The organism is Streptomyces sp. NPDC004658 (genome assembly GCF_040609555.1).
Taxonomy (GTDB): Bacteria; Actinomycetota; Actinomycetes; order Streptomycetales; family Streptomycetaceae; genus Streptomyces.
Map to the genome: position 1 here is coordinate 1 of NZ_JBEXKG010000105.1, position 21,787 is coordinate 21,787.

At 71.0% G+C, this 21,787-nt stretch carries 18 protein-coding genes and 1 pseudogene; 13 read left to right on the forward strand and 6 right to left on the reverse strand.

Features of this window, described 5'->3' with window-relative positions; translation table 11 throughout:
* The 6 genes from ABZV94_RS28450 to ABZV94_RS28475 form a co-directional block, all read left to right on the forward strand.
* Nucleotides 1-194: oligopeptide/dipeptide ABC transporter ATP-binding protein (locus ABZV94_RS28450; protein WP_356345228.1), on the forward strand; the 194-nt coding region annotated here is incomplete at its 5' end.
* A complete protein-coding gene (locus ABZV94_RS28455; protein WP_356345274.1) occupies nucleotides 187-1,233 on the forward strand; it encodes a dipeptide ABC transporter ATP-binding protein in 1,047 nt (348 codons plus the stop codon). The genes ABZV94_RS28450 and ABZV94_RS28455, both read left to right, overlap by 8 nt.
* Nucleotides 1,234-1,334: 101 nt before the next feature.
* Nucleotides 1,335-1,925: a TetR/AcrR family transcriptional regulator gene (locus ABZV94_RS28460; protein WP_356345231.1), complete on the forward strand. Its 591-nt coding sequence runs from the start codon at nucleotides 1,335-1,337 to the stop codon at nucleotides 1,923-1,925.
* 183 nt (nucleotides 1,926-2,108) lie between these two features.
* Nucleotides 2,109-2,423, forward strand: a complete 315-nt coding sequence (locus ABZV94_RS28465; protein ID WP_356345234.1) for a helix-turn-helix domain-containing protein — start codon at nucleotides 2,109-2,111, stop codon at nucleotides 2,421-2,423.
* Nucleotides 2,420-3,946 carry a helix-turn-helix domain-containing protein gene (locus tag ABZV94_RS28470; protein WP_356345237.1) on the forward strand — a complete coding sequence of 509 codons (1,527 nt, stop codon included), beginning with the start codon at nucleotides 2,420-2,422 and terminating at the stop codon, nucleotides 3,944-3,946. Before ABZV94_RS28465 ends, ABZV94_RS28470 begins: the two co-directional genes overlap by 4 nt.
* 53 nt (nucleotides 3,947-3,999) lie before the next feature.
* Complete coding sequence (locus tag ABZV94_RS28475; protein WP_356345239.1) at nucleotides 4,000-4,575, forward strand: helix-turn-helix domain-containing protein; 576 nt, start codon at nucleotides 4,000-4,002, stop codon at nucleotides 4,573-4,575.
* 65 nt (nucleotides 4,576-4,640) lie between these two features.
* Here ABZV94_RS28475 and ABZV94_RS28480 read toward each other — a convergent pair whose 3' ends face one another.
* From ABZV94_RS28480 to ABZV94_RS28490, 3 genes are all read right to left on the reverse strand, one after another.
* Nucleotides 4,641-5,183, reverse strand: a complete 543-nt coding sequence (locus tag ABZV94_RS28480; protein WP_356345242.1) for an acyl-CoA dehydrogenase — start codon at nucleotides 5,181-5,183, stop codon at nucleotides 4,641-4,643.
* A 157-nt stretch (nucleotides 5,184-5,340) separates the two neighbouring features.
* Complete coding sequence (locus tag ABZV94_RS28485) at nucleotides 5,341-6,702, reverse strand: MFS transporter (RefSeq protein WP_356345276.1); 1,362 nt, start codon at nucleotides 6,700-6,702, stop codon at nucleotides 5,341-5,343.
* Between the two features lie 770 nt (nucleotides 6,703-7,472).
* Nucleotides 7,473-7,778 carry a hypothetical protein gene (locus ABZV94_RS28490; protein ID WP_356345244.1) on the reverse strand — a complete coding sequence of 102 codons (306 nt, stop codon included), beginning with the start codon at nucleotides 7,776-7,778 and terminating at the stop codon, nucleotides 7,473-7,475.
* Nucleotides 7,779-9,118: 1,340 nt separating this feature from the next.
* Between ABZV94_RS28490 and ABZV94_RS28495 the strand changes: the two genes are divergently transcribed.
* Nucleotides 9,119-10,756: a CehA/McbA family metallohydrolase gene (locus ABZV94_RS28495; RefSeq protein WP_356345247.1), complete on the forward strand. Its 1,638-nt coding sequence runs from the start codon at nucleotides 9,119-9,121 to the stop codon at nucleotides 10,754-10,756.
* Between the two features lie 55 nt (nucleotides 10,757-10,811).
* On the opposite strand, the gene ABZV94_RS28500 is transcribed toward ABZV94_RS28495, so the two are convergent.
* The gene (locus ABZV94_RS28500) at nucleotides 10,812-14,747 is read right to left on the reverse strand and encodes a S8 family serine peptidase (protein WP_356345250.1); all 3,936 of its coding nucleotides are present in this window, start codon (nucleotides 14,745-14,747) and stop codon (nucleotides 10,812-10,814) included.
* A gap of 797 nt (nucleotides 14,748-15,544) precedes the next feature.
* On the opposite strand from ABZV94_RS28500, the pseudogene ABZV94_RS28505 reads away from it, so the two are divergent.
* The 6 genes and pseudogenes from ABZV94_RS28505 to ABZV94_RS28530 all read left to right on the forward strand — a co-directional run.
* Nucleotides 15,545-16,084 (forward strand): annotated as a pseudogene (locus tag ABZV94_RS28505) (nitrate- and nitrite sensing domain-containing protein); the annotation flags it as partial.
* Between the two features lie 277 nt (nucleotides 16,085-16,361).
* The gene (locus ABZV94_RS28510; protein WP_356345281.1) at nucleotides 16,362-16,733 is read left to right on the forward strand and encodes a hypothetical protein; all 372 of its coding nucleotides are present in this window, start codon (nucleotides 16,362-16,364) and stop codon (nucleotides 16,731-16,733) included.
* Nucleotides 16,734-16,971: 238 nt separating this feature from the next.
* On the forward strand, nucleotides 16,972-18,024 hold the full coding sequence (locus ABZV94_RS28515; protein ID WP_356345279.1) for an ATP-binding protein: 1,053 nt from the start codon (nucleotides 16,972-16,974) through the stop codon (nucleotides 18,022-18,024).
* Between the two features lie 139 nt (nucleotides 18,025-18,163).
* On the forward strand, nucleotides 18,164-18,589 hold the full coding sequence (locus tag ABZV94_RS28520; RefSeq protein ID WP_356345251.1) for a roadblock/LC7 domain-containing protein: 426 nt from the start codon (nucleotides 18,164-18,166) through the stop codon (nucleotides 18,587-18,589).
* A gap of 4 nt (nucleotides 18,590-18,593) precedes the next feature.
* Nucleotides 18,594-18,959 carry a DUF742 domain-containing protein gene (locus ABZV94_RS28525; protein ID WP_356345254.1) on the forward strand — a complete coding sequence of 122 codons (366 nt, stop codon included), beginning with the start codon at nucleotides 18,594-18,596 and terminating at the stop codon, nucleotides 18,957-18,959.
* A 52-nt stretch (nucleotides 18,960-19,011) separates the two neighbouring features.
* Nucleotides 19,012-19,653, forward strand: a complete 642-nt coding sequence (locus tag ABZV94_RS28530) for an ATP/GTP-binding protein (protein ID WP_356345256.1) — start codon at nucleotides 19,012-19,014, stop codon at nucleotides 19,651-19,653.
* A 305-nt stretch (nucleotides 19,654-19,958) separates the two neighbouring features.
* Here ABZV94_RS28530 and ABZV94_RS28535 read toward each other — a convergent pair whose 3' ends face one another.
* Complete coding sequence (locus ABZV94_RS28535; RefSeq protein ID WP_356345258.1) at nucleotides 19,959-20,246, reverse strand: WhiB family transcriptional regulator; 288 nt, start codon at nucleotides 20,244-20,246, stop codon at nucleotides 19,959-19,961.
* 958 nt (nucleotides 20,247-21,204) lie between these two features.
* Complete coding sequence (locus ABZV94_RS28540) at nucleotides 21,205-21,711, reverse strand: nuclear transport factor 2 family protein (RefSeq protein ID WP_356345261.1); 507 nt, start codon at nucleotides 21,709-21,711, stop codon at nucleotides 21,205-21,207.
* Between the last annotated feature and the right edge of the window lie 76 nt (nucleotides 21,712-21,787).

Below are 21,787 nucleotides of genomic sequence, written 5' to 3' on the forward strand. Positions count from 1 at the left end.
GCCGGCAGCTGTACGCCATCAAGGGCCTGCCCCCCAACCTGACACACATCCCCCCAGGCTGCTCCTTCCACCCCCGCTGCCCCCTGGCCAGGGACATCTGCCGCACCGACGACCCCCCGCTCCACCAGGTCTCCGACGAACGCGGCAGCGCCTGCCACTTCTGGAGGGAGTGCCTCGATGACCACGATGCCTGAACCGATCCTCCACGTGACCGGCCTGGCCAAGCACTACCCCCTCACCAGCGGCGTGCTGTTCAAGAGAACAACCGGAGCGGTCAAGGCCGTCGACGGGGTCGACTTCACCCTCGCGCCAGGCGAGACCCTCGGCATCGTCGGCGAATCGGGCTGCGGCAAGTCGACCCTCGCCAAGATGCTGGTCAACCTGGAGAAACCGACGGCCGGCACCATCCGCTACAAGGGCGAGGACATCACGCGTCTGTCCGGCAAGGCCCTCAAAGCCGTCCGCCGCAACATCCAGATGGTCTTCCAGGACCCCTACACCTCCCTCAACCCCCGCATGACCGTCGGCGACATCATCGGCGAGCCCTACGACATCCACCCCGAAGCCGCACCCAAAAGCGACCGCCGCCACCGCGTCCAGGAACTCCTCGACGTCGTCGGCCTCAACCCCGAACACATCAACCGCTACCCCCACCAGTTCTCCGGCGGCCAGCGCCAACGCATCGGCATCGCACGCGCACTCGCCCTGCGCCCCGAGATCATCGTCGCCGACGAACCCGTCTCCGCCCTCGACGTCTCCGTCCAGGCCCAGGTCATCAACCTCCTCCACCGCCTCCAGAGCGACTTCCACCTCTCCTACCTCTTCATCGCCCACGACCTCTCCGTCGTCCGCCACATCTCCGACCGCATCGCCGTCATGTACCTCGGCCGCATCGTCGAGACCGGCAGCGACACCGAGATCTACGACCACCCCACCCACCCCTACACCCAGGCCCTGCTCAGCGCCGTCCCCGTCCCCGACCCCGACGCCCGCGAACACCGCGAACGCATCATCCTCACCGGCGACGTCCCCTCACCCACCAACATCCCCTCCGGCTGCCGCTTCCGCACCCGCTGCTGGAAAGCACAGCAACGCTGCGCGCATGAAGACCCGACGCTGGCGATACCGGCTTCCCTCCGCCACACGGCCGGCCCTGCCGCGCACGCCTCGGCCTGCCACTTCGCCGAGGAAAAACAAGTGGTGCCGGAACCTGACTGGGACAGCGGGACCTGAGTCACTCCTAAAGGTGCCATGCTCGCCAGGTGAGAGGGGTAGTGAGGGCTATTCGGCGGGCGCTAATATCACATTGGTTTAATGACGGTTAAGCTGATGAGATGAGAAGTCGGCCCTATCATCATGGGGACCTGCCCGCTGAGCTGCTCGCTCACGCTGAGAAGATGCTCCGCGAGAAGGGAGCGTACGAACTGTCGCTGCGGGCCATCGCCCGCGACATCGGTGTCAGCCCCGCTGCGCCGAGTCGGCACTTCAAGAACAAGCAGGCCCTGCTAGACACCGTGGCGCTAAAAGGATTCGAAAGGCTCGCCGCGGCGACCGAGGACGCCCGAAGGGGTGCGGGCGTGACCTTTGCCGAACGACTTGTGGCTGCGGCCCGTGCGTACCTTCGATTCGCGCTGGCCAACCGCGCGCTGTTCGACCTGATGTGCCAGGCGTACACGGGAGAACGGACGTCGCCCGAGCTGTGCGAGGTCGCCCGGCGCTTGCCCGGGCAGCTGGTAGCTCTCGTCGCAGACGGACAGAGCGGGGGCGAGGTGCGGACCGGGGCGCCGGAACGCGTCGCTCTTCCGGTGTTCGCAGCGCTCCACGGTTATGCCCGCCTGGCGGTCAGCGGCCTGGTGCCGGCCGAACTGACGGAACTCGGTCTTGAGGATGTGATCGAGTCCATCCTACGGGGCTGCCGGCCCTGACATCCCGCGGGACGGGCTGCGCACGGCTTGTACGTGCCGTGGACGCACGCGGGCCGTCCCGCTGTTCCGTCAGATACCGGGTTTGCCCGTGCCATGACACATACAGTGATCAGCAGTGTCGAGCAACGCGATCGCCATGCGAATTCCACATGGCACATGCGCTACTTGAGCTAAACTTTCTTCGTGAGTATCAACCTGGCCGAGCGTGTTCGGTCTGCGATCGCCGCGCTCCTGCACGCGACCGGCGAATCGCAGACCGACCTCGCCGCCGCTCTCGCGGTGAGCCAGGCGCAGGTGAGTCGCCGTCAGTCCGGCAGCGCGGCATGGAGCCTGGCCGACTGCGACGCGGTCGCCGCGCACTACGGCCTGGACGTCCTCGACCTCCTCGCCGGGCCCACCCGCGCCGTCGAGGCGCTGCCCGCCGCGCGCCGCCGTCTCCCCGGCGGCCGTGTCACCACCGCCCGCCCCGCGGCCGTACCGGACGGGGGAACCCGATGACGGACTTCGACGCGATCGACGCCCTGCTCGCCGGCGCCAGGCAGGAGGTCCCGCTGCCGTCCGCCGGGGAACGGCGTGCCCTGCGCGAGGGACTGAACCTCTCCCGGACCCAGCTCGCGCGGGCCCTGGAGGTCAGCCCGTCCACGGTCGCGGGCTGGGAGTCCGGACGCGACCCGAGCGGCGAAGTCCGGGAGAAGTACGCGTACTTCCTGAACGGTGCGCGCGCGAAGCTGGCGACGGCCCCGGCCGGGACGCCGGAGGAGACCCCGCCGGCCGAGGCAGTGACCGACCGGCACCCCGCCCGGGACGACGACGGCGACGGCGACGACGGCGGAACCCTCCCCGCCCCCCAGCCCTGCGTCCTGTGCGGACAACCCGCCCGTCACCAGGTCGCCGGATTCCCCCAGCACCTGGACCCCGCGCAGTGCGGCACACCCGAGCGCGCACCCGCGACCCACCGCGCGCGGCCGGCCGGGGAGCCGTCGTCCGCGCCCGCCGCCGCACGTCCCCGCCCGCGGACAGGCGGCGGCGTCAAGGTCGTCCCCGCCGGCCGCCGGCTCAAGACCGCCGACGACCCCGACCTGATCGCCGCCGCCGTGACGGCCGCCCTCGACGAGCACGGCGGCGACGTCGAGGCGGCCACCGCCGCGCTGGTCCGGCGGGCCATCCCGGACGCGATGGCACTGCTGGACCAGACCCGCAAGGGCGGCCGGTACGACGTCGTCGCGCACCCCTGGCTGCCCGACGTCCTGCGCAAGCAGTCCTCCCGGGGCCCGGACCAGATCTGGGAGGCCCGCCCCAAGTGGACGCGCGCCGAACTGCCGCCCGGCGCCCACGAGGTCACCGCGCTCGACGTCAACGGCGCCTACCTGTCCGCGCTCAAGACGCATCTGCCGCTCGGGCAGCTGGAGCACTCCACCGGCGACCAGCACGACCGCCGCCGCGCCGGCGTCCACCTGATCACCCCGCCGGCCTGGGAGCACGACGCCTACCTGCCCAACCCCATCGGCAGCCGCGACGAGCCGGGCCCGCTCTGGGTGACCGAGCCGACCCTGCGCCTGCTGCTGCGCCTGTCGGGACCGAAGTACGGCCTGTGCGACCCGCCGGAGATCCACGAGTCCTGGACCTCCGGCGCCACGGAGGGCCTGCTGGAGAAGTTCCGCGTGGCCCTGAAGGACGCCCGGGACCGCGCGATCGCCCAGGACGACGACGTGACACTGGAGTACGTCAAGGCCATGTACTCCAAGTTCGTCTCCACGATGGGGGAGTCGAACTACAACCGGGAGCTGTACCGCACCGACTGGATGCACCTGATCCGCTCGCAGGCCTTCGCGAACCTGTGGTGGAAGGCGCACCGCGCCTACGACGAGGGGCTGATGGTCGTCCGCGCGATGGGCACCGACGAACTCCACGTGATCGGCGACTGGCGTGCGGTGTTCCCCGAGGGGCGCGGGGTCAGCGAGGTGAAGGTGAAGGACGTGTACACCGTCGGCACTCCCGTGGCGGTCGGCGAGGACGTGTAGCGTGACGCGTAGGTGAGGTCGTAGCGGGTCGAGAGGCGGCAGGAGAGAGGCAGATGCCGGAGAGGACGCTCAACTTCGGTGCGTACGGGGCGCGTGGCATCAAGGGGTACGAGGCCGTCGCCCGGCAGCTGGACGCGCTGGCCGGTTTCGTCGCCACCCCGATCACGGCCCGGCGCGGCCTGCTCGCCCGCCTGCGCTACCTCACCCGCAGCGACCAGTCCCGCCAGGCGGCCCGTGCGGCCGGTCTGACCGTGACCGACCGCACGCTCAGGGCCTGGCTGCGGGGCGAACGCAATCCCTCGAAGAGGAACCTGGAGCGGATCGAGACGGCGTACCGTACGGTCCGCCGCCAGAACGTCTCCCGCTACCTGCTGGCGCGCCTCAACCGCGAGGGCCGCGGCACCCGCGTGGAGTTCCACCCGCTCAACCAGTCCCAGGTCCTCCGCCCCCGCCAGCGGGTGGTCTCCTACCGCACGCTCAACGTCCGCCGCTGGGACCGTATCGTCGCGGCCTGGGCGGCGGGTGACGCGCAGGCGCTGGACGACGCCTGGATCTACGACGCGGTGGTGGACCTCGGATCCGAGTGGGGCCAGTACGAGTACGTCACCAACATCGGTTTCGCCGCCTGAGCGCCGGGCGCTGAGCACTGGGCGCGGACGCTGGACCGCTGACGGGGCGGCGCGCGTCGCCGGAGTCAGTACGGCAGGTCTCCCGTGTGGCGTGCCGCGATCGGGTGGCCGTTCAGCACCTCCTCGGCGATGCCGAAGCCGGCGACGAGCGTGAAAGCGGCGGGGACCAGTTCCCCGACGATCTCGTCCGCGGCGTCGGGCAGCGCGACGGCCTCCTCGGGGCGCAGCCGGTCGGTCAGCAGCAGGTCGCTCGTGTGCGGTGCGATGCTCCGCAGGGCGAACAGCCGGTGCAGGGCGTACAGCAGGGCCCGGGCCTGGGCGTCGGCCGTACGGTCGGCGGCCTCCAGCAGGGCCGCGCCGGCCAGCCGCCGGGCGTGCTGGTGCCAGACGCGTTCGACGTCGCCGAGCGGCTCGCAGGTGGTCCGGGGAGCCGAGCCGGTCCACACCGTCCGGGACGGGCACCGGGGGCTGCGCGGTGAAGTGGCCGAGCAGCAGCTCGCCCCCACCTTGGCCCAGATGACCAGGCTGTCGCCCTCGGCGGTGATGGCGCACTCGTAGGCCGGTATCTGCCCGGCGATGCCTTGTAATGGATGGAGCTGACGGTGCACAGCCCCACGTCGGACACGCCGATCCACTCGTGCAGCGCGCTCAACGCCTCGGCGTCGCGTACAAGGTTCTCGGGCTTGTCGACGGCCTCGTTGACCAGTCGGAGCCGCTCGGTGTTCCTTGCTGAATGTCTGCGTGACTTTGGCTCGTGTGCTGTGGTCACCCGCGGTCGGCCCGGGTCCCCCGGTACAGGAGGATGCTGATGACGGCTCCCGCGAGGAAGAAGCCGGCCGACCACCAGTAGGCGGTGGCGTAGCTGTGCAGCTGCGCCTCGGCCAGGACCTGTGGCGTGGGCTGCCTGCCGCGCGCGTAGGCGGTCGCCGCGCTGGTGGCCAGGGTGTTCAGCAGAGCGGTGCCGATGGCGCCGCCGATCTGCTGCATGGTGTTGACGGTGGCGGAACCGACACCGGTGTCCTCGGGAACGAGGCCGCTGGTCGCCAGGCTCACGGCGGGCGGCAGGACCAGACCGATGCCCAGGCCCATCACCATCAGCCAGGGCAGGATGTCGGCGGTATAGGTGCTGTTCAGGCCCAGCCCGGTGAACCTGGTCAGGGCGAATGCCGCGATGAGGGCACCGGCCGGGATCACGTACTTGGGGCCGAGGCGGGGCACCAGCACGATCGTGGAGACCTGTGCCGCGACCATCAGCGTGCCGATCATCGGCAGGAAGGCGAGACCGGTCTTCACCGGGTCGAACCCGAGAGACGTCTGCAAGTAGTAGGTCAGGAACAGGAACACGCCGAACAGTCCGGCACCGCAGACCGCCACCACGCTGAAGGAGGCCGCGCGGTCCCGGTCGGCCAGCACTCGCAGCGGGAGCAGCGGGTGTGCCGCCCTGCCCTGCCAGGCGGCGAAGGCGGCCAGCAGGACCCCGGCGGCTGCCAGGAAGCCCCAGGTCAGCGGGGAGGACCAGTGGTGGCTCTCGGCGTTGGAGAAGCCGTAGACCAGCGAGAACAGCCCGCCCGACGCCAGGAGCGCGCCGGGTATGTCGAGGGCGGGCCGGTCGGCCGGGCGGCCCCCGCGCAGGAAGACACTGCCTCCGACCACGGCGAGCACGGCGAAGACCAGGTTGACGTAGAGGGTCCAGCGCCAGCTGAGGTGCTCGGTCAGTACACCGCCCAGCAGCAGCCCGATGCCGCCACCCGCGCCGGCGATGGCGCCGTAGACACCGAACGCCTTGGCGCGGTGCCGCGTACCGGCGAAGGTGATGTTGAGGAGTGCCAGGGCGGCCGGCGCCAGCAGGGCGCCGAACAGGCCCTGGAGCGTGCGGCCGACGATCAGCACGGTGAAGTCCTGGGCGGCGCCGGCCAGCGCGGAGGAGGCGGCGAAGCCGACCACACCGGCCAGGAAGACCGCCTTGCGGCCGATCAGGTCGGCCAGCCGGCCGCCGAGCAGGAGCAGGCTGCCGAAGGCGAGGGCGTAAGCGGTGACCACCCACTGCCGGTCGCCGTCGCCGAAACCGAGGTCCTTCTGGGCCGACGGCAGCGCGATGTTCACGATGGTGGCGTCCAGCACCACCATCAGCTGGGCCAGGGCGATGACGCTCAGTACCCACCACTGTCTGCGGTTGCTTTGCACGCGGGGGGCATCGCCGGGGGCCGTCATGGCGGGGCTGTGATCGTGGACGTCATAACTCATCGAGCGCACTCCGAGGGGGACCGGACAACGGCTCCGAACCGACTCGCACGGCATAGCGGCCGGGGCGGCGTCGGCGCCGTCCCTGTGACATCAGGCTCGGATCTTCGTCCACCTTCTCCTGTGCCGTGGCCGGCCAGCCATGGAGGCAGCACCAGGAACGGACACAGGGATGCATCAGGGAGGTATGGGGAATGCCCTACGAATCCGCCAGCGGGCCATGGCGGCCGCCTTCGGCCCTGCCTGGCAGATAGCCGCCCGGGTGCGACCGCGAAGGCTCCGGCGAGCCGCCTGCGCGCGCGTACCAGGCCGGACAAGGCACCGTACCCATACCCGGCGGACGCCAGCTGTGCGGATCACGCAGCCTGCCCCGCCAGCAGCGCTTCCGACACGCTCCTCGACAAGTGGAGGGTGTCCGGCTCAAGGCGCTGGGCTGACGATCGGACCGCCCAGCAGGCCGGACAGCAGGCAGTCGCTGTGGCAGGCGGGCCGCCCAAGGGGGCCCTTCCGGCCGCTGCGGTCCGCGTCACGGTGGCCGTCCGTAGGGGCGCAGATGCTCAATGTGGCGTAGCCGGACACGGTGCCCGCAGGAGGGACGCTGGGCACGCTGACCAGTCATAGGAGGGGGAGGACGACTGCTCGTCGTGCCGGAAGTGTCACCGGAGCGGAGCGGAAAGGTGGAGTACACCCAGCGGATCGACGGTCACCAGGCGCAGTTCCGCCGTTTCCTCGTCGAGTTCCCGGCCGCCCCGCACGGCACGTTCACGCGGCGTGTCCGCTTTCCGCAGCGCCGCGGAGCGGGCCAGCTCGGCGTCGGCGGCATGGGGGATGACGTAGTAGTGGTGCACCAGGCGGCCGCGTTCCGTGCGGAACCCGAGGCCGACGAGCCAGAGACGTTCGGTAGTCATTTCGATACCCTCCATGTTCGCGGCGGTCGGCTGGGAGCGGGTAATGGTCTCCATGTGTCAAAGTTCACATGCAGCGACATTTCGGGCATCAGTCATCTGACTGCGCCTGTGAGGCAGATCACCCACCGAGCGGTTCGCGGCGCTGGACACAGAGCAGGGTCGAGCTCCTCGGCCAGCGTGGTGACGGAGGCTGCCTATCGCCCGGGAAGGAGAAACAGGATGCCCCGGGAGAAGTCGATCAGCGGCTACTCGGTGAGCCGGATCGGCTTATGATGCCGGCGGTGGATCGCCGCCAACGGGACCTCAGCTGGTGGGCCGCCGGTGTCGTTCGGGCCCGTATTCGTGCAGCGCGACGAAGTCCGCCGGTACCCACGGGCCGCCCCACCAGACAGGAAGCGGTCCAGCCGGCCACCCGGTACGTCCGTGCCCGTGGCCACCGCAGGACTGCCCACTGCTTCGCCGGCCGCATCGCACCGGCCACAAGGCAGTGCCTGACTCGCCGTCATGTGCGCCTGCTCCGGCACGTCGGACTCGCTGATCTCCAGCGGACGGACCGTTCGCGCTGTCCCGGGGCAGGGCATCGTCGGTGACGATGGGTACGCAGTTCCCGCCCGGGCGGGCGCACACCGGGCGGCCGCGTAGGTGGCGGGCGAAGCACTTGCGTCACAGAGGGCCGGGCATGTGAACGCGATGTCATGCGGTCCGGCGCAAAGGGGTGCGGCGGTCAGGGCGCGGACGAGCGCGCGGGCCCTGCCGTCTCCTTCTTACTTTGCTGTAGCGCACGGCTCATGACGCCGGCCGCAGCGCGGCGGCCAGTTCGCAGGCGGGAGATCGACGGTCTTCCCAGCCACCATAGTGGCAGCGGTTCCGGTCGTCAGGCTGAGCCAACGCGCATGGCCCCACGACCTTCTGGCGCTGCACCGTCGGTCCCAGAAGCAGGGTCGTCAGACCAGCGAAATCCGTCGTGGGATCGGGTATCGCCTCGTCTTCCAGCCGCGCCGAGGTCGGACGTGACCTGCCCGAGTGCCGTGCGGGCCGGTCTGCACGTCGTCCTGCGTGACTTTCGCTGCCGCGGGCAATGGATAGGCCGCGACTGTCCTCCCGCCAAGTGGCCGGCCGACTGCACCCGGGTGTTCAAGCGCACTGCGCCGTATGCCTGCTCCTGCGTCCTCGGGACTTAGCGACGATGTCGTGCATGGGAGTCTGCCGGTGGCGGGTGACGCGCCGGACGACAGGGCAACTGCGGCAGGAGACAGGCCGCAACCCACGTGCCGCGCGGTCTTCAACGCCGGATCACCGCCTGTCCACCACGGCGCATCAGGGTCTGAACGCCTAAGTGCATTCACCATGCACATCTCCCCGTTCCTTACTTGTCGACCTTGCCGAGGATAACCATGTGCCTTGACGGATACTGCGAGCACCACACGCACCCCCTCACCCCGGACGCGGCCCGTGGCACGCCGGACGGCGGACCGGGCCGACGCAGCTTGCTCACAGCGGGACTGGCCGGTGCCGCCGCCCTGACCCTCGACCCGGTCTCCTTCGCACACGCCGCCGACGGGCCGGCCGGTACCACCCGGCCGGCGAGTGACGAGGTGACGAGCGTCATCACCGGGTTTCTGGAGACCGGGACCGCGGACTTCGTCTACCTGCCCGTGCAGGTTCCCGAAGGCGTACAGAAGATCGCTGTCTCGTACGCCTACGACAAGCCGGCCGTCCCGGCCGGAACGCCCGGCAATTCCTGCGACATCGGCATCTTCGACGAGCGCGGCACCGCGCTCGGCGGCCGTGGCTTCCGTGGCTGGTCGGGCGGCTTCCGCACCTCTTTCGAGATCAGCAACAGTGACGCCACGCCCGGATACCTGCCCGGCCCGGTTAACCCCGGCACCTGGCACGTTGTCCTCGGGCCGTACCAGGTGGCCCCGCAGGGCATGAACTACCGCGTCCAGGTGACGCTCACCTACGGCGAGCCCGGCCCCGCCCACGTCAACACCTACCCGCCGCGGCGGGCCAAGGGGCGCGGCCGTGCCTGGTACCGCGGCGACTGCCACCTGCACACCGTCCACTCCGACGGCAAGCGCCTGCCGGCCGAGGTTGCGGCCGGCGCCCGTGCCGCCGGGCTGGACTTCATCGTCTCCACCGACCACAACACCCCGGCCTCGCATGGGGTGTGGGGTCAGTACGCCGGACCGGACCTGCTCGTCATCACCGGCGAGGAGGTCACCACCCGCAACGGACACTGGCTGGCGCTCGGCCTGCCGCCCGGCGAGTGGGTCGACTGGCGCTACCGCTCGCGCGACGACGCGTTCGGCCGCTTCGCCCGCCAGGTGCGCCGGGGCGGCGGCCTCGTCGTCCCCGCGCACATGTACTGCGCCTACGTTGCCTGCCAGTGGAAGTTCGGATTCGACGACGCCGACGCCACCGAGGTATGGACCGGCCCCTGGACCTACGACGACGAGCACGCGGTCAGCACCTGGGACCAGAAGCTCGGCGAGGCGGTCCGTACGGGCAAGCGCTGGCTGCCGGCCATGGGCAACAGCGACGCGCACAGCGAGCCGCAGGTCATCGGTCTGCCGCACAACGTCGTCCGGGCGGACGACCTGGCCACCGACTCGATCATGGACGGCATCCGTGCGGGCCGCAGCTACATCGCGGAGTCCGCTTCGGTCGAACTCGCCTTCACCGTCACCGGGCACGGCAGGCAGGCCGGCATCGGTGAGACGCTGAGCGTGCCCGCCGACGCACCGGTGGACGTCCGTCTCGATGTGCGGGGCGTGCCTCATGGGACGGTCAGGTTCATCACTGACGAGGGCCAAATGCACCAGGAGTCGGTGGACGCGTCCGGCTCCGGCACGGTGGTGTGGCGGACGACCGCTTCTCTCGCCTCGTACGTACGTGCCGAGGTCCGGCACCCGATGGCGGACGGGAGTCCCGGGCAGGGCAACACCATGGGCGACGCCTTGCTGTTCGGTCCGATGGCAGCCCTGACCAATCCCGTCTTCCTCGAGGCGACGGACGCTGAACGCCGGTGACGTCCCGGTGCCGGCGGCCCCTTGTCACAGGGAGCCGCCGGCCGACGGGGATGTGTCAGTACCGAATCCGCTCCAGCCCGTTGGCCCAGGGATTGACCAGGTAGGCCGTGCGGGTCCCGGGATCCAGGAACAGACCCCGGCGGGACGTGGACTCGAAGTTCGACACGGCGAGGGTGGAGTTGACGATGTTCGCCACGGGATGCCGGGCGAGCACCTCGCCGGTGTCGGGGTTCACGACCGTGACCTCGCTGAGGGCGTTGTTGTCGCCGCTGGTGGCCGCCTCGTACAGGTGGGCGACGACGGCCACGTGGTGCAGGGTGTCGAGGACGGGCCAGTGCACACCGCGCGTCCCGAGGTCGGCGGCGCCGCCGGTGGACAGGTCGCCCTGGTCGGCGGTGCGCCAGGTACTGGTCGGGAAGGCGCCGCTGCTGTAGTCGGGCGTGGTCGGCCCGGCGGCGACGTACACCTTCCCGCCCTTGCCGTCGGGCAGCAGACCGGCCGTGCACAGGGGCATGTTCGCCAGCGGCGAGACGGTGTGGGTGCCCGCGTCGAAGCGGACCGCCGCGTACGGCACCCGGCCGGACAGGCACGGACCCATCGTGCCGCTCGTCGCCACGAAGAAGACACCGGTCAAGGCGTCCACCGAGACGTTGCTGAAGGCTCGGCCCGGACTCGACGCGTTGACCGGCACGGGCGCGGACACCGCGCCGGTCGCCATGTCGACCGTCCAGAGCCGGTCCACCCCGGTGACGGCGTTGTACGTGACGACGACGGCCCGGTGACGCGCTGGGTCCACGACACCTCCCTGGTAGTACACGGAGGTGGTGCCGGCATCGGGATCCAGGGTGCTCAGCCGCACCCGCTCACCGGTCGCGGTGTCGCGCAGGTCCACCTCGGGCAGGGCGCCGCCGGCGAACGGGTGGTGCGCGACGAGGGTGTGCCCCGTCGTGGCGTCCGCGCCGACCACCACCTGCATCATCCCCGTGCCCGTCTCGTGCGACACGGAACCGCCGAGGCGGCCGTCGGCCAGCGAGTAGGCCGTGGTGTCGGCCCCGGTGTGGCGGCCGTCGGCGAAGGTGTCCGTGGCCAGCAGCGCGGTGTCGCCGGTGACTTCGAAGTTCTCCAGGGTGCGCGGGACGGTGTCGCCGTCCAGGTACTCCACGAAGGACGTCGGTGACGCCTCCCCGACGGGTGTGCCGTGCCGGGTGGCCAGGACGCGCACCGGGTACTGGAGCCCGGTGGGCAGACCGAGCGCCGTCAGATCCAGCGTGGTGCGTCCCTTCGCCGACGGCAGCGGGCGCAGCAGCGTCGAGGCGTGGTCGACCCCGTTGTCGTCGCGGCCGCTGCCGTTCTGGTTGGTGGTGGTATTGAGCGCGCCGTACAGGGTGGGCGCCGGCGTGAGGAACTCGACGGCGGCACCGTCGGCACCGCGCACCCCGCCCGCGTCCCAGGACAGCGTCAGCCGGCGATCGGCCCGCGTGAGGCTCACGGAGTGCCCGGTGGCCGCGCCGTGGCCCAGCAGGGGCGCCTCGGGCCGCTGCCCGGTGCCCGGTGCCACGCGCAGGGCGCGGAAGTCGCCGTAGACGCCTCCGCCGTGCAGGGCTATGCCGACGCCGTACAGCCCGGCGCCGCCCGGGGCGAAGGCGGAGGCGGGGATCGTGACGGAACCCTTGGCGGCGGTGAGCGGGGTGCGCCAGGCGGCCCGGAACTTGTCCGTGGTGGTGAACGGCGTCCAGTGGCCGACGGAGGAGAGCACCAGCTCGGGGTCGGTGGTGTCGCGCAGCCCCGTCAGGTCGTAGTGGACGGTGACGGGCCGGCCGAGGACGGCGGTGCCGGGGGCGGTCGGGGCCTGCGGCTGGCTGTAGGTGCCGTCGGCGGCCGTGAACGTCACCCGCCGGCCGGCCGAGGCCACGACCTTGCCGTGGTCCACCGCCTCGAAGGTGACCTCGACACTACGGGGGCCGGTCGCGGCGAGCGGCAGCCCGGCTGCGGCCAGCAACTCGCCCGGCAGCAGGCGCAGGCTGGGGCCGTCGGCCGGGATGGTCCGGCCACCCGCCACGCGCAGCCGGTAGGTGAGGCCAGGCCGGGCGCCGGTGAGGTCGAGGCCGAAGGTGATCGGGGAGACGGTGTTCTGGCCGGAGCCGTCGCCGTCGTCATCGCGCGGGCCCGCCAGGTCGATGGCGGCCGGGTCGGTGGCCTCGACGAAGGCGGTGGTGGGCGTGACGGACAACACCTGCCGCTGGGCGACGGAGAGCCGGCTCGCGGCCGGAGCCAAGGGGTGCCGCCGGGCGAGGACCTTCTCCACCGCCGCCGTGACGTCCAGCCGCGGCCCCATGCGCAGGCTCCGGTCGGCCTGCGGGGGCTGGGCGAGCGGGCGGCCGGTGCTCACCAGGAGCCTGCGCACCTGGCGTGGCGTCAGCTTCTGTCCGGTGGCCTCGGCCGCGGCGAGGACGTCCGCAGCGGCGGCGGCGATCATCGGGGCCGAGGCGGAAGTGCCGCCGTTGAGGACCACACCCGTGCCGTCGGCGGTGTGGATGAGGCAGGGCAGGTTGTCGCCGGGGGCGGCCAGATCGACGCGGCTGCCGAAGCCGGAGGAGTAGCCGGCCGAGCCGTTGTAGCGGGTGGTCGGGTAGGCGGCGGTGCGCACGTCACCGGAGGTGAGGGTGTCGTCGGTGGTGCTGCCACCGGCGGCTATGACCCCGGTGTCGCGCGCCCGGGAGGGCGTCGTGGTCGCGGCCACGTCGTCGATGGCGGTCTCGCGGCGGGCGTCCGCGGTGCGCTCGGTGGGGGTGCTGCCGCCGTCGGGACCGACGGAGACCGGCAGTCCGAGACGGGTGCCGTCGTTGGAGGAGACGACCACGACGATGCCGGAGTCCACGATGCCGCGCAGGGTGTCCCGGATCTCCGGGTCGTCCTCCAGCCAGCGCGAGGGAAAGCCGAGGGTGCCGTCGGTGCCAAAGCCGAGGCTCGCGGTGATGACGGTGGGGCGGGGCTTCTGGGCCGCGGCGGCCCGTAGCGCGGCGGCGATGCCCGGGGCGGAAGGTTCCTGGGGCACGACCAGGCGGTACTGGGCGCCGGGCGCGATGCCGAGCAGATCGGTGGCACCGCTGCCGGTGGCCTCCGGGCGCTGCCGGTCGTGCGGCAGGGGCGCCATCATCGAGAAGTCGAGCAGGACTTCGCCGAGATTGGGGTCCTGGCCCTCGGTGGATCCGGCCGGGTCGAGCCGGCCCCTGTCGTCGCTGACGTAGGTGGGGATCAGCGGCAGCGACGGGTAGTCGAGGTAGCGCCGGCCGTCCCGCAGCACGGTGGTGGGCCCGTACTGCCGTACGTAGTCGTCGCCGGCGTCCGCCATGGACTGGTCGGTGAGGTCGCCGATGGAGACGTTCGTGATGATCTGCCCGGCGCCGGGCAGGGCGTGCGTGTAGGTGTCGGCGTCCTGGAACGCACCGACGGCGTTGACCCCGCCCGCGTTCAGGTACGACTGGAAGGACGTGGTCAGACCTTCGTTGGAGGGCATCCCGGCCGCTGCCGCCGAGCGCCGCGCGACACCCCGGGCGGACGCGTCGACGGCCTCCCGGACACGGTCGGGCAGGTGCACGGCACCGGTGTTCATGGCCTCGGGCCGCACCATGGACGCGTCCGCGCGGGTCCCGACCTGGTACGCGGTCAGCGCGGCGTTGTCGGCGCGGCGCCGCAGCAGGGAGGCGGAGGGGGTGATGGCCTCCCCCAGCCCGCTGCGGCCGGCGGTGACCGGCACCGGGAACGCGCGCGTGGTGCCGTCCTTCGTGGTCAGAGTGCCGGTGCCGTCGGCGGACCACCGCACGACGGACCCGTTGTCGAGTCTGACGGAGTGCGCGGCCGGGGCAGCGGCCGGGGCCCCTGAGTGCGGGGCGTCGTCCACTACGGCGGCCCGCGCGACGCTCGGCGTGGCCGTCGCGAGCAGCAGCGAGGCGACCACCGCGGCCGGTGCTCTGAAATGGCGTGATGACATGCAGCGCCCTTCTGCGAGGGTCTCTCACGGTGACGGGGGATCGGCCGACCACTGCGTCGGGGCCGGTGGGGCGGTGCGGAGCCAGCCCACCATCGGCCACGGACCGAAGGCCGGGCAAGTGCAACTCCAAGTCGCGTTCGAGCAGTTGCGCAGATATGCCGTACACCTGCGACGGCTCCGGCCGACGCTCGTTTCCGCTACCTCGCCCCCGGTTCACCCGCCGCCGCCAGGCATTCGTGTCGCAGCGGCTGGACGCCGCCACGGCCGCCGACAAGTAGGCGCAGATGCGATCACCGCGCCGGTACCGGCGCGTGGGTCGTCGCCATGGAATGTGCGCTCTCCGGCACGCCCGACCCGGCCTCGGCCATCGCGAACCCGACGCGCCGACACACAGGACCTGTGTGTCGGTGTGTCGTCACCTCTGCGTCGCTGACCCGCGCAGACAGTGCACACACCACGTGACGTACGGGCACATTCCATGGAACCGACGGGCAGGCATGGCCGAGAGTGATCTTCGGTTTCGGTAGAAATCAGCACGTGCGGACGGTGTGCAAAAGGCCCCCGCGGCACAGTGTCGTCGGCGGACTTGCTGCAGGTCCGCCGCGTGAGCAGATACGGCAGTCACATTGAGATCCCCCCGATGGAACATTCGCAGCAGGATCACCGCACTGCTGCTGCTCCCTTTGCTCTCCCTCACCGTCCTGTGGACGTACGCCGCGTACCTGTCCCTGGGCGACGCCCTGACCCTCCGCCACGTCGACACCATCGGCAACCACTTGGCTCGGCCCCTGGGAGAGGTGTACATCGGACTCCAGCGCGAGCGCCGGACCAGTCTGGTGTACCTCTCCTCCCCCCGGACGGCTCGCCCTCCGTCAGAGTCCGCAAAGGACCTGGTCAGCAGCCGCTCCGCCACCGACACCGCGGTCCTAGCCTTCCTGAGGCAGGCGGACGACGACGCGGTCCGCGGCGCGGAGAGCCCCCGAGTGCACCGCACCGTCGCCGCGGCGGAGCGCCGGCTGGACGGTCTCGGTAAGCTGCGCCGGCACGTCGACACCCGCACGGCCGCCCCGGACGCGGTGCTGGACGCCTATACGCGGATCAACGCGGCCATCGCCGAGGCCTTCGACGCGATGACGATCCTGCCCGACAGCGAGGCCCAGCGCTTCGGACAGGCCCTGTACACCCACACCCTGGCCAGCGATCTGCTGTCCCAGGCCGACGCGCTCGTCTCGGCGAGCGCCGGCACACAGCGGCTGGACCCCGCGACGTACGCCGTGATCGTGCGGGACGCGGGAGCCGCCGACCAGTTCGACGCCCTTGCCCTGAGCCGGTATCCGTCCGAACAGCGGGCACCCTCGAGCGGCTGGCCGCCCCGGGACAGCCACTGGCGCGGGTGGCCGCGCTGGAACGGAAACTCGCGGCGGCCGGCCCCCGGGCCACCCGGCTCCCCTTCCCCATTGAGGAATGGCGCAAGGCCTACGACACACAGTGGGAGCGGTCCAACAAGCTGGCCCTGGACGACATCTCCGTCGTCTTCACCCTCACCGGGCCCCCGCTCAACGGGCACTGTGGCGGCTCGTCGCCGCCGGCGTCTTTGGCTTGGTCGCCCTCATCGTGTCGGTGGTACTCTCCGTACGGCTCGGCCGCTCACTCGTCGGCGACGTCGCCCGCCTGCGCGACTCAGCCCGCAACCTGACCGAAGACCAGCTGCGCAACGTCGTAGGTCGGCTGCGCCGGGGTGAACAGGTCGACGTGACGGCCGACATGACCCGGCTGGCCTTCGTCCACCACGAGATGGCCCGGCTCGGTGACGCCTTCTTCGCCCTCCAGGTCACCGCTGTGGACCTCGCCGCAGAGGACGTACGGCTGCACAGCAGCATCAGCGATGTGTTCGTCAACCTCGCCCGCCGTAGCCAGGCGCTGGTGCAGCGCCAGCTCGGGCTGCTTAATCGATGGAGCGTCATGAGGAGGACACGAGGCGCCTGAGCGAGCTTTTCCGGCTGGACCAGATGTCGACCCGGCTGCGCCGCTACGAGGAAGGGCTGATCATCGTGTCCGGTGGCGCGCCCGGGCGCGTATGGCGCAACCCCGTCTCCGTCGTCGACGTGGTGCGAGGCGCCATCGCCGAGACGGACGCTACCGGCGGGTCACCGTACTGCCGGTGCCCGACGTGGGGGTGGCCGGGCACGCGGTCGCGGACGTCGTCCACCTGCTCGCCGAACTCATCGAGAACGCACAGAACGTTTCTCCCGAGCACACCCAGGTACGCGTCGGCGTGAGCCTTGGAGCGGGCGGCCTCGTTGTCGAGATCGACGACCGGGGTCTGGGGATGGACGCCGAGCACCTGCATGACGCCAACATCCTGCTCAGCGAGCCCACCGATCTCAGTCGTCTCGACAGCACCCGGCTCGGGCTGGTGACGGCCGGCAGACTGGCGCGGCGGCACGGCATCGGTGTCGTCCTGCGCGACTCGCCGTACGGCGGGGTCACCGCGATCGTACGACTGCCCGCCGACCTCCTACAGGAGGCCACGGCCGACGGTCCGGACATCGTGCCGATGGCTGTGCACCGCTTCGGGCCGCCGATCCCGGGCCAGGACCGCAGCACTCCGCACGAACGCATCACGCAGGCGTCTTCGACAGCGGCGAGCGGCACGGTCGCGGCACATGGCCGGGCGGAAGCGGACGTGCACCGGGTTCGTCCCGCAGCGCGGACCGTCGCACCCGGCAATGGTGTGGCCGAGGGTGCGCCGGAGCCCCCCCCCGCGCATCCACGTCACCGGCCGCAGCACCCGTTCCGCCGGGTGTCCCCGACCGGGCCGACGGCCTCTTCGCCCTGTCCCGACAGGAACCGGTCGTCACCGCCCCGTACGCGTACCCGCACCCGTACGACGGCCATTACCAGGGTGCTCCGGGTGCGGACCGCTCCGGCCACCACGCGGGTGCCCACCAGTCGCCGCACGGGACAGCGCCACCACCCGGCTCCAGGCCACCGCACGGTGACGGGACTGTGGATCCGCAGACCGTGGATGGCCTGCCCAGGCGTGTACGACGGGCCAGCCTCGCCCCGCAGCTACGCCATGGCGCCGGGCCGAGCACGGTGCCGGTCGACTGGAGCGGCACCACCGCGAACCAGGCTCCCGGCACCGGTGCCGACCATCCGTGGGGAGACACCGGTTACGTCGACGAAGTGCACCAGCCGCCCTGGTCTGGTCACGACGACGACGGCATCGGCACCCCGGCGCCCGGCCGTCCCGAGCGGGTGCGCTCGCTCATGAGCGCCCTGCAGACAGGCCTGGCACGGGGCCGTCGGGAAGGGCGGGACCCGTGGCCGGACAGTGGCGGCCTGCCACCGCTTTCCCGCACCGCTCTGCCCGCACACCATCAGCATGACGCACCCAAGAGGGGAACCGACCGATGACGTCCGCATCTGGCCCGGACCGGACCACCGACCTGAACTGGCTGCTCAACGACATGGTCCGGCGCGTGCCGCAGGTCGGTCACGCGATCGTGCTCTCCACCGACGGCCTGCTCCTCGCATCGTCGGACGGGCTCGGCCGTGATCCGGCCCAGCAGCTGTCGGCCGTCGCCTCCGGCTTCCACAGCCTGGCCAAAGGCACGGGCCGTCACTTCGGCGGCGGCGCGGTACTCCAAACCGTCGTCGAGATGGAGCACGGGTATCTCTTCGTGTGTGCCGCCGGCGAGAACGCCTGCCTGGCCGTCCTCACCCCAGAGGGCGCCGACATCGGGCTGGTGGCGTTCGAGATGGCCCGCCTGGTCGGCCGGGTCGGACAGCATCTTGCCGTCGGCTCCCGCCCGCCCGCCCCGTCCGCGGCCGACTGACGTCGTGCCCGAGTCCTGGTCGAACGGCGAGGCGGTAGCTCTCGTACGGCCGTACACGCTGGTGCGCGGACGCACGCTTGCCCATCGCGGCACCTTCGACCTCGTCACCTACGTCGTCGCCGTGGTGCAGTCCCTGCACGCCTGGGACGGCGTGGAGCCGGAGCACGGCCGGCTCCTGACCCTTTGCCAGCACCCCCAGTCCGTCAGCGAACTCACGGCGCGCATGCGTCTTCCGCTCGGTGTGGTGCGGATACTGCTGGGTGACCTGCTTGACATGGACGCGATCCAGATCAGTCGGCCCCTGCACGCCGACGGTCGTCCCGACATCCCGGTCATCCAGGAAGTACTGGACGGCCTGCGCGCCCTGTGACCAGCTGTCCGCGCCAGGGGCCTCGGCGCATTCCGCCTTGGAGAGTACGCACATGCCCGAATACACCATCTTCACGAACAGCCGTCCGGTCCCCGCCAACCCGGCCGCCGACGAGCCCTTGCCGCAAGGGGTCAAGATTCTCATAGCGGGGGGTTTCGGCACCGGTAAGACCACCCTGGTCTCCGCGATAAGCGAGATCGTCCCGTTCCACACCGAGGAAAACCTCACGCGGTCGAGCATCGGCGTAGACGATACGGCCGGTGTCGACGCCAAGACGTCGACCACCGTCGCCATGGACTTCGGCAGGATCGCCCTCCGAAGAGGACTCGACCTCTTCCTGTTCGGCACGCCTGGACAGGACCGCTTCTGGTTCATGTGGGACGAACTGGTCGCCGGGGCGCTGTGCGCGGTCGTGCTGGCGGACACCCGCCGACTCGCTGCCTCCTTCGCCGCCATCGACTACTTCGAACAGCGTGGGCTGCCGTTCGTGGTCGCCGTCAACACCTTCGACGGCGCACGTCCCTACGACGCCGGCACCGTGCGCCGGGCCCTCGACCTCGACCCCCATGTGCCCGTATTCCACTGTGACGCCCGCCGCCGCGAGTCCGTCAAAACGCTCCTCGTCCGGTCCGTCGAGTACGTACTGGAGCAGGAGGCCTGCCGGGCCGGCGCGGCCGGTTCGGGGCCGTACTGATCCCCCATCGCCGTCTGGCGCGGCCTGCGGGCGGGTACGAATGCCGACGAGGGAGGAGCGCCCCCGCCGCGCTGCGCTTTCTCGCGGCATGCCTCACGGTAGGCCGTCAGAGCTTGAGGAACACGCCGGGGCCGCCCGGAACGCGTGTGGCGGTGTGCGGCCTCAGGTGGCGGGGCGATCCCGCCACCTGAGGCCGCGCCACACCCCGGACGATCCTTTCGCGAGGTGGTCCAGCCGTACGGTCGGGGTCCGAAGGCAGCGCTTTCGACCTCGTGCGCGGCGCGGTGCGCGGCAGAGTCCACCGGTCAGTCCCGCAGGGGTTCGGCCCCGTTCGCCCATCGCCGATCACGGCGGATGCCGGCGAGGGCTCGACGGCGCCTGAGAGCGCGGTGCTCGCTCTCGCTGAGGCCGCCCCATACGCCGAACTCCATGCCGGTGTCCCGACCCCACGCCAGACACCGCTCGATGACGGGGCAGCCCTCGCAAACCGCCTTGGCCTTCTCGATCTGCAGGAGGGCCGGCCCGGCATCGCCGACAGGGAAGAAGAGTTCAGGGTCGTGTGTGCGGCACGCCGCGTGATGACGCCAATCCATGGTCGCTTTCCTCGCCGAGCCCGTGCGGCACCTCGTCCCCAGGCCGTGCCGGAATCCGTGGCGCGTCCCGCAGGCCGCGCCGGGTCCCGTCATCGGGTCCGGTCCGCGAGAGCCACCGGGCTTCCTGTGTCTGTCTGTTGCCGCCGGAGTGCCGGCGCCGGTCCCGTACTGGCCGGGAGGGCGCCCGGCGGCCGGGCGGACCACGCGACGAGCCTAATCAGTCCGGCGCTGACGCGCATCCGACGTCACCGTGGCGCCGCCCCGTTCGCACGAGTCGCGCGGCGAGACCGAGCACGGCGCAAGCCTGACCGTGCGTGTGCCGGACATCATCCAGGCCGTAGGACGTCGGTCAGCCCATGGGCCGGCAAGATCGTGGGCGCCGAGCTTTGCCCACGCCGGTCCCGGCCGCTTAGGCGGAGGGCGGCGGCGCAAGGCGTTCGAGGCACCGACCACCGCGCGGACCTGGGCGGCAGGGTACGTCGCCGCGTAGGGCTCGGAGCGGTCACCGTGCAGGCCGGGGCGTTGCCGACTGCTCGCGTGTGGGCCTCGGCCGGGAAACCGCGGTCCTCGCCGGCGGTCATCCGGCCGTTGCGGGCTGCAAAGCCCACACATCGCCCACGCTCAGTTCGCCATCCTGACACGGACACCACGGCTCGGTCACCTCAAGGGCCAGTGCTTGTTGACCCTCTGACCTCATAGAGACGTGTCGTTACCGATGGCCGACGGTTGGTGCCGGCGCGACTTCGTGCGGGCTCCATGGAAGTTGCTCACGTGTTCGTGACGCGCGGGAAGGGCGTCGGGCGGGGGATGAGGATGCCACGGCGCCGCCCGCTGCACGTACTGCGGCGAGCCGGCGTCGACCGGCCGCGTCCGGGGGCGGGGTTCAGGGACGGCTGGTGCCCGCCCTGCGGCACGGCCCGGCCCGTGGTCGACCGGCGACGGATGCAGGACGCTGAAGTCAGTGTGGACTTGCCTCTGCGTTCACGATAATGCTCGCCACCCACTTCTCCTGGATTCGCCACCCTTTGAGCGGATCTTTGCGGCACAGGTCGCGCCAGATGCTGTACAGGTAGATGACCGGGAGACCGTTCCTGTTCACGGTCACAGGCTCCGGTCCGACTGCCGTGGCGGCGTCCGGTTCGGCGACTCGGAACGCCAGACAGTTGCTGGTGACCGTCAGGGTGCCGTCGTCGTTCCGGTCGACGACATGGTTGAGGCATGCCCGGCGTACCCCGGCCGTCAACGGACGGTGATCGTCGTAGAAGCGCTTGAGCTGTTCGTGTCCCTGGACCGTGCCCCGCGGATGGTGGAGGACTCCGTCCTCGGTGAAGGAACCGACGAGAACGTCCATGTCCCATTCATCAACGGCCCGGTTGAGTCGATTGACCAGATCAATGACAGCCCAGGCGTCCGCGGAGTCGGCCCTCGTTTTGCTGTGCCCGTGTGCGTCTCGGATGCTTGACATACCTGCCCCCTTGTGGCAGTTGGCGGCTGTTACCTTGTTGATGCGTCAGCGTTGAAGCCGACGGGGACGAGAAGCT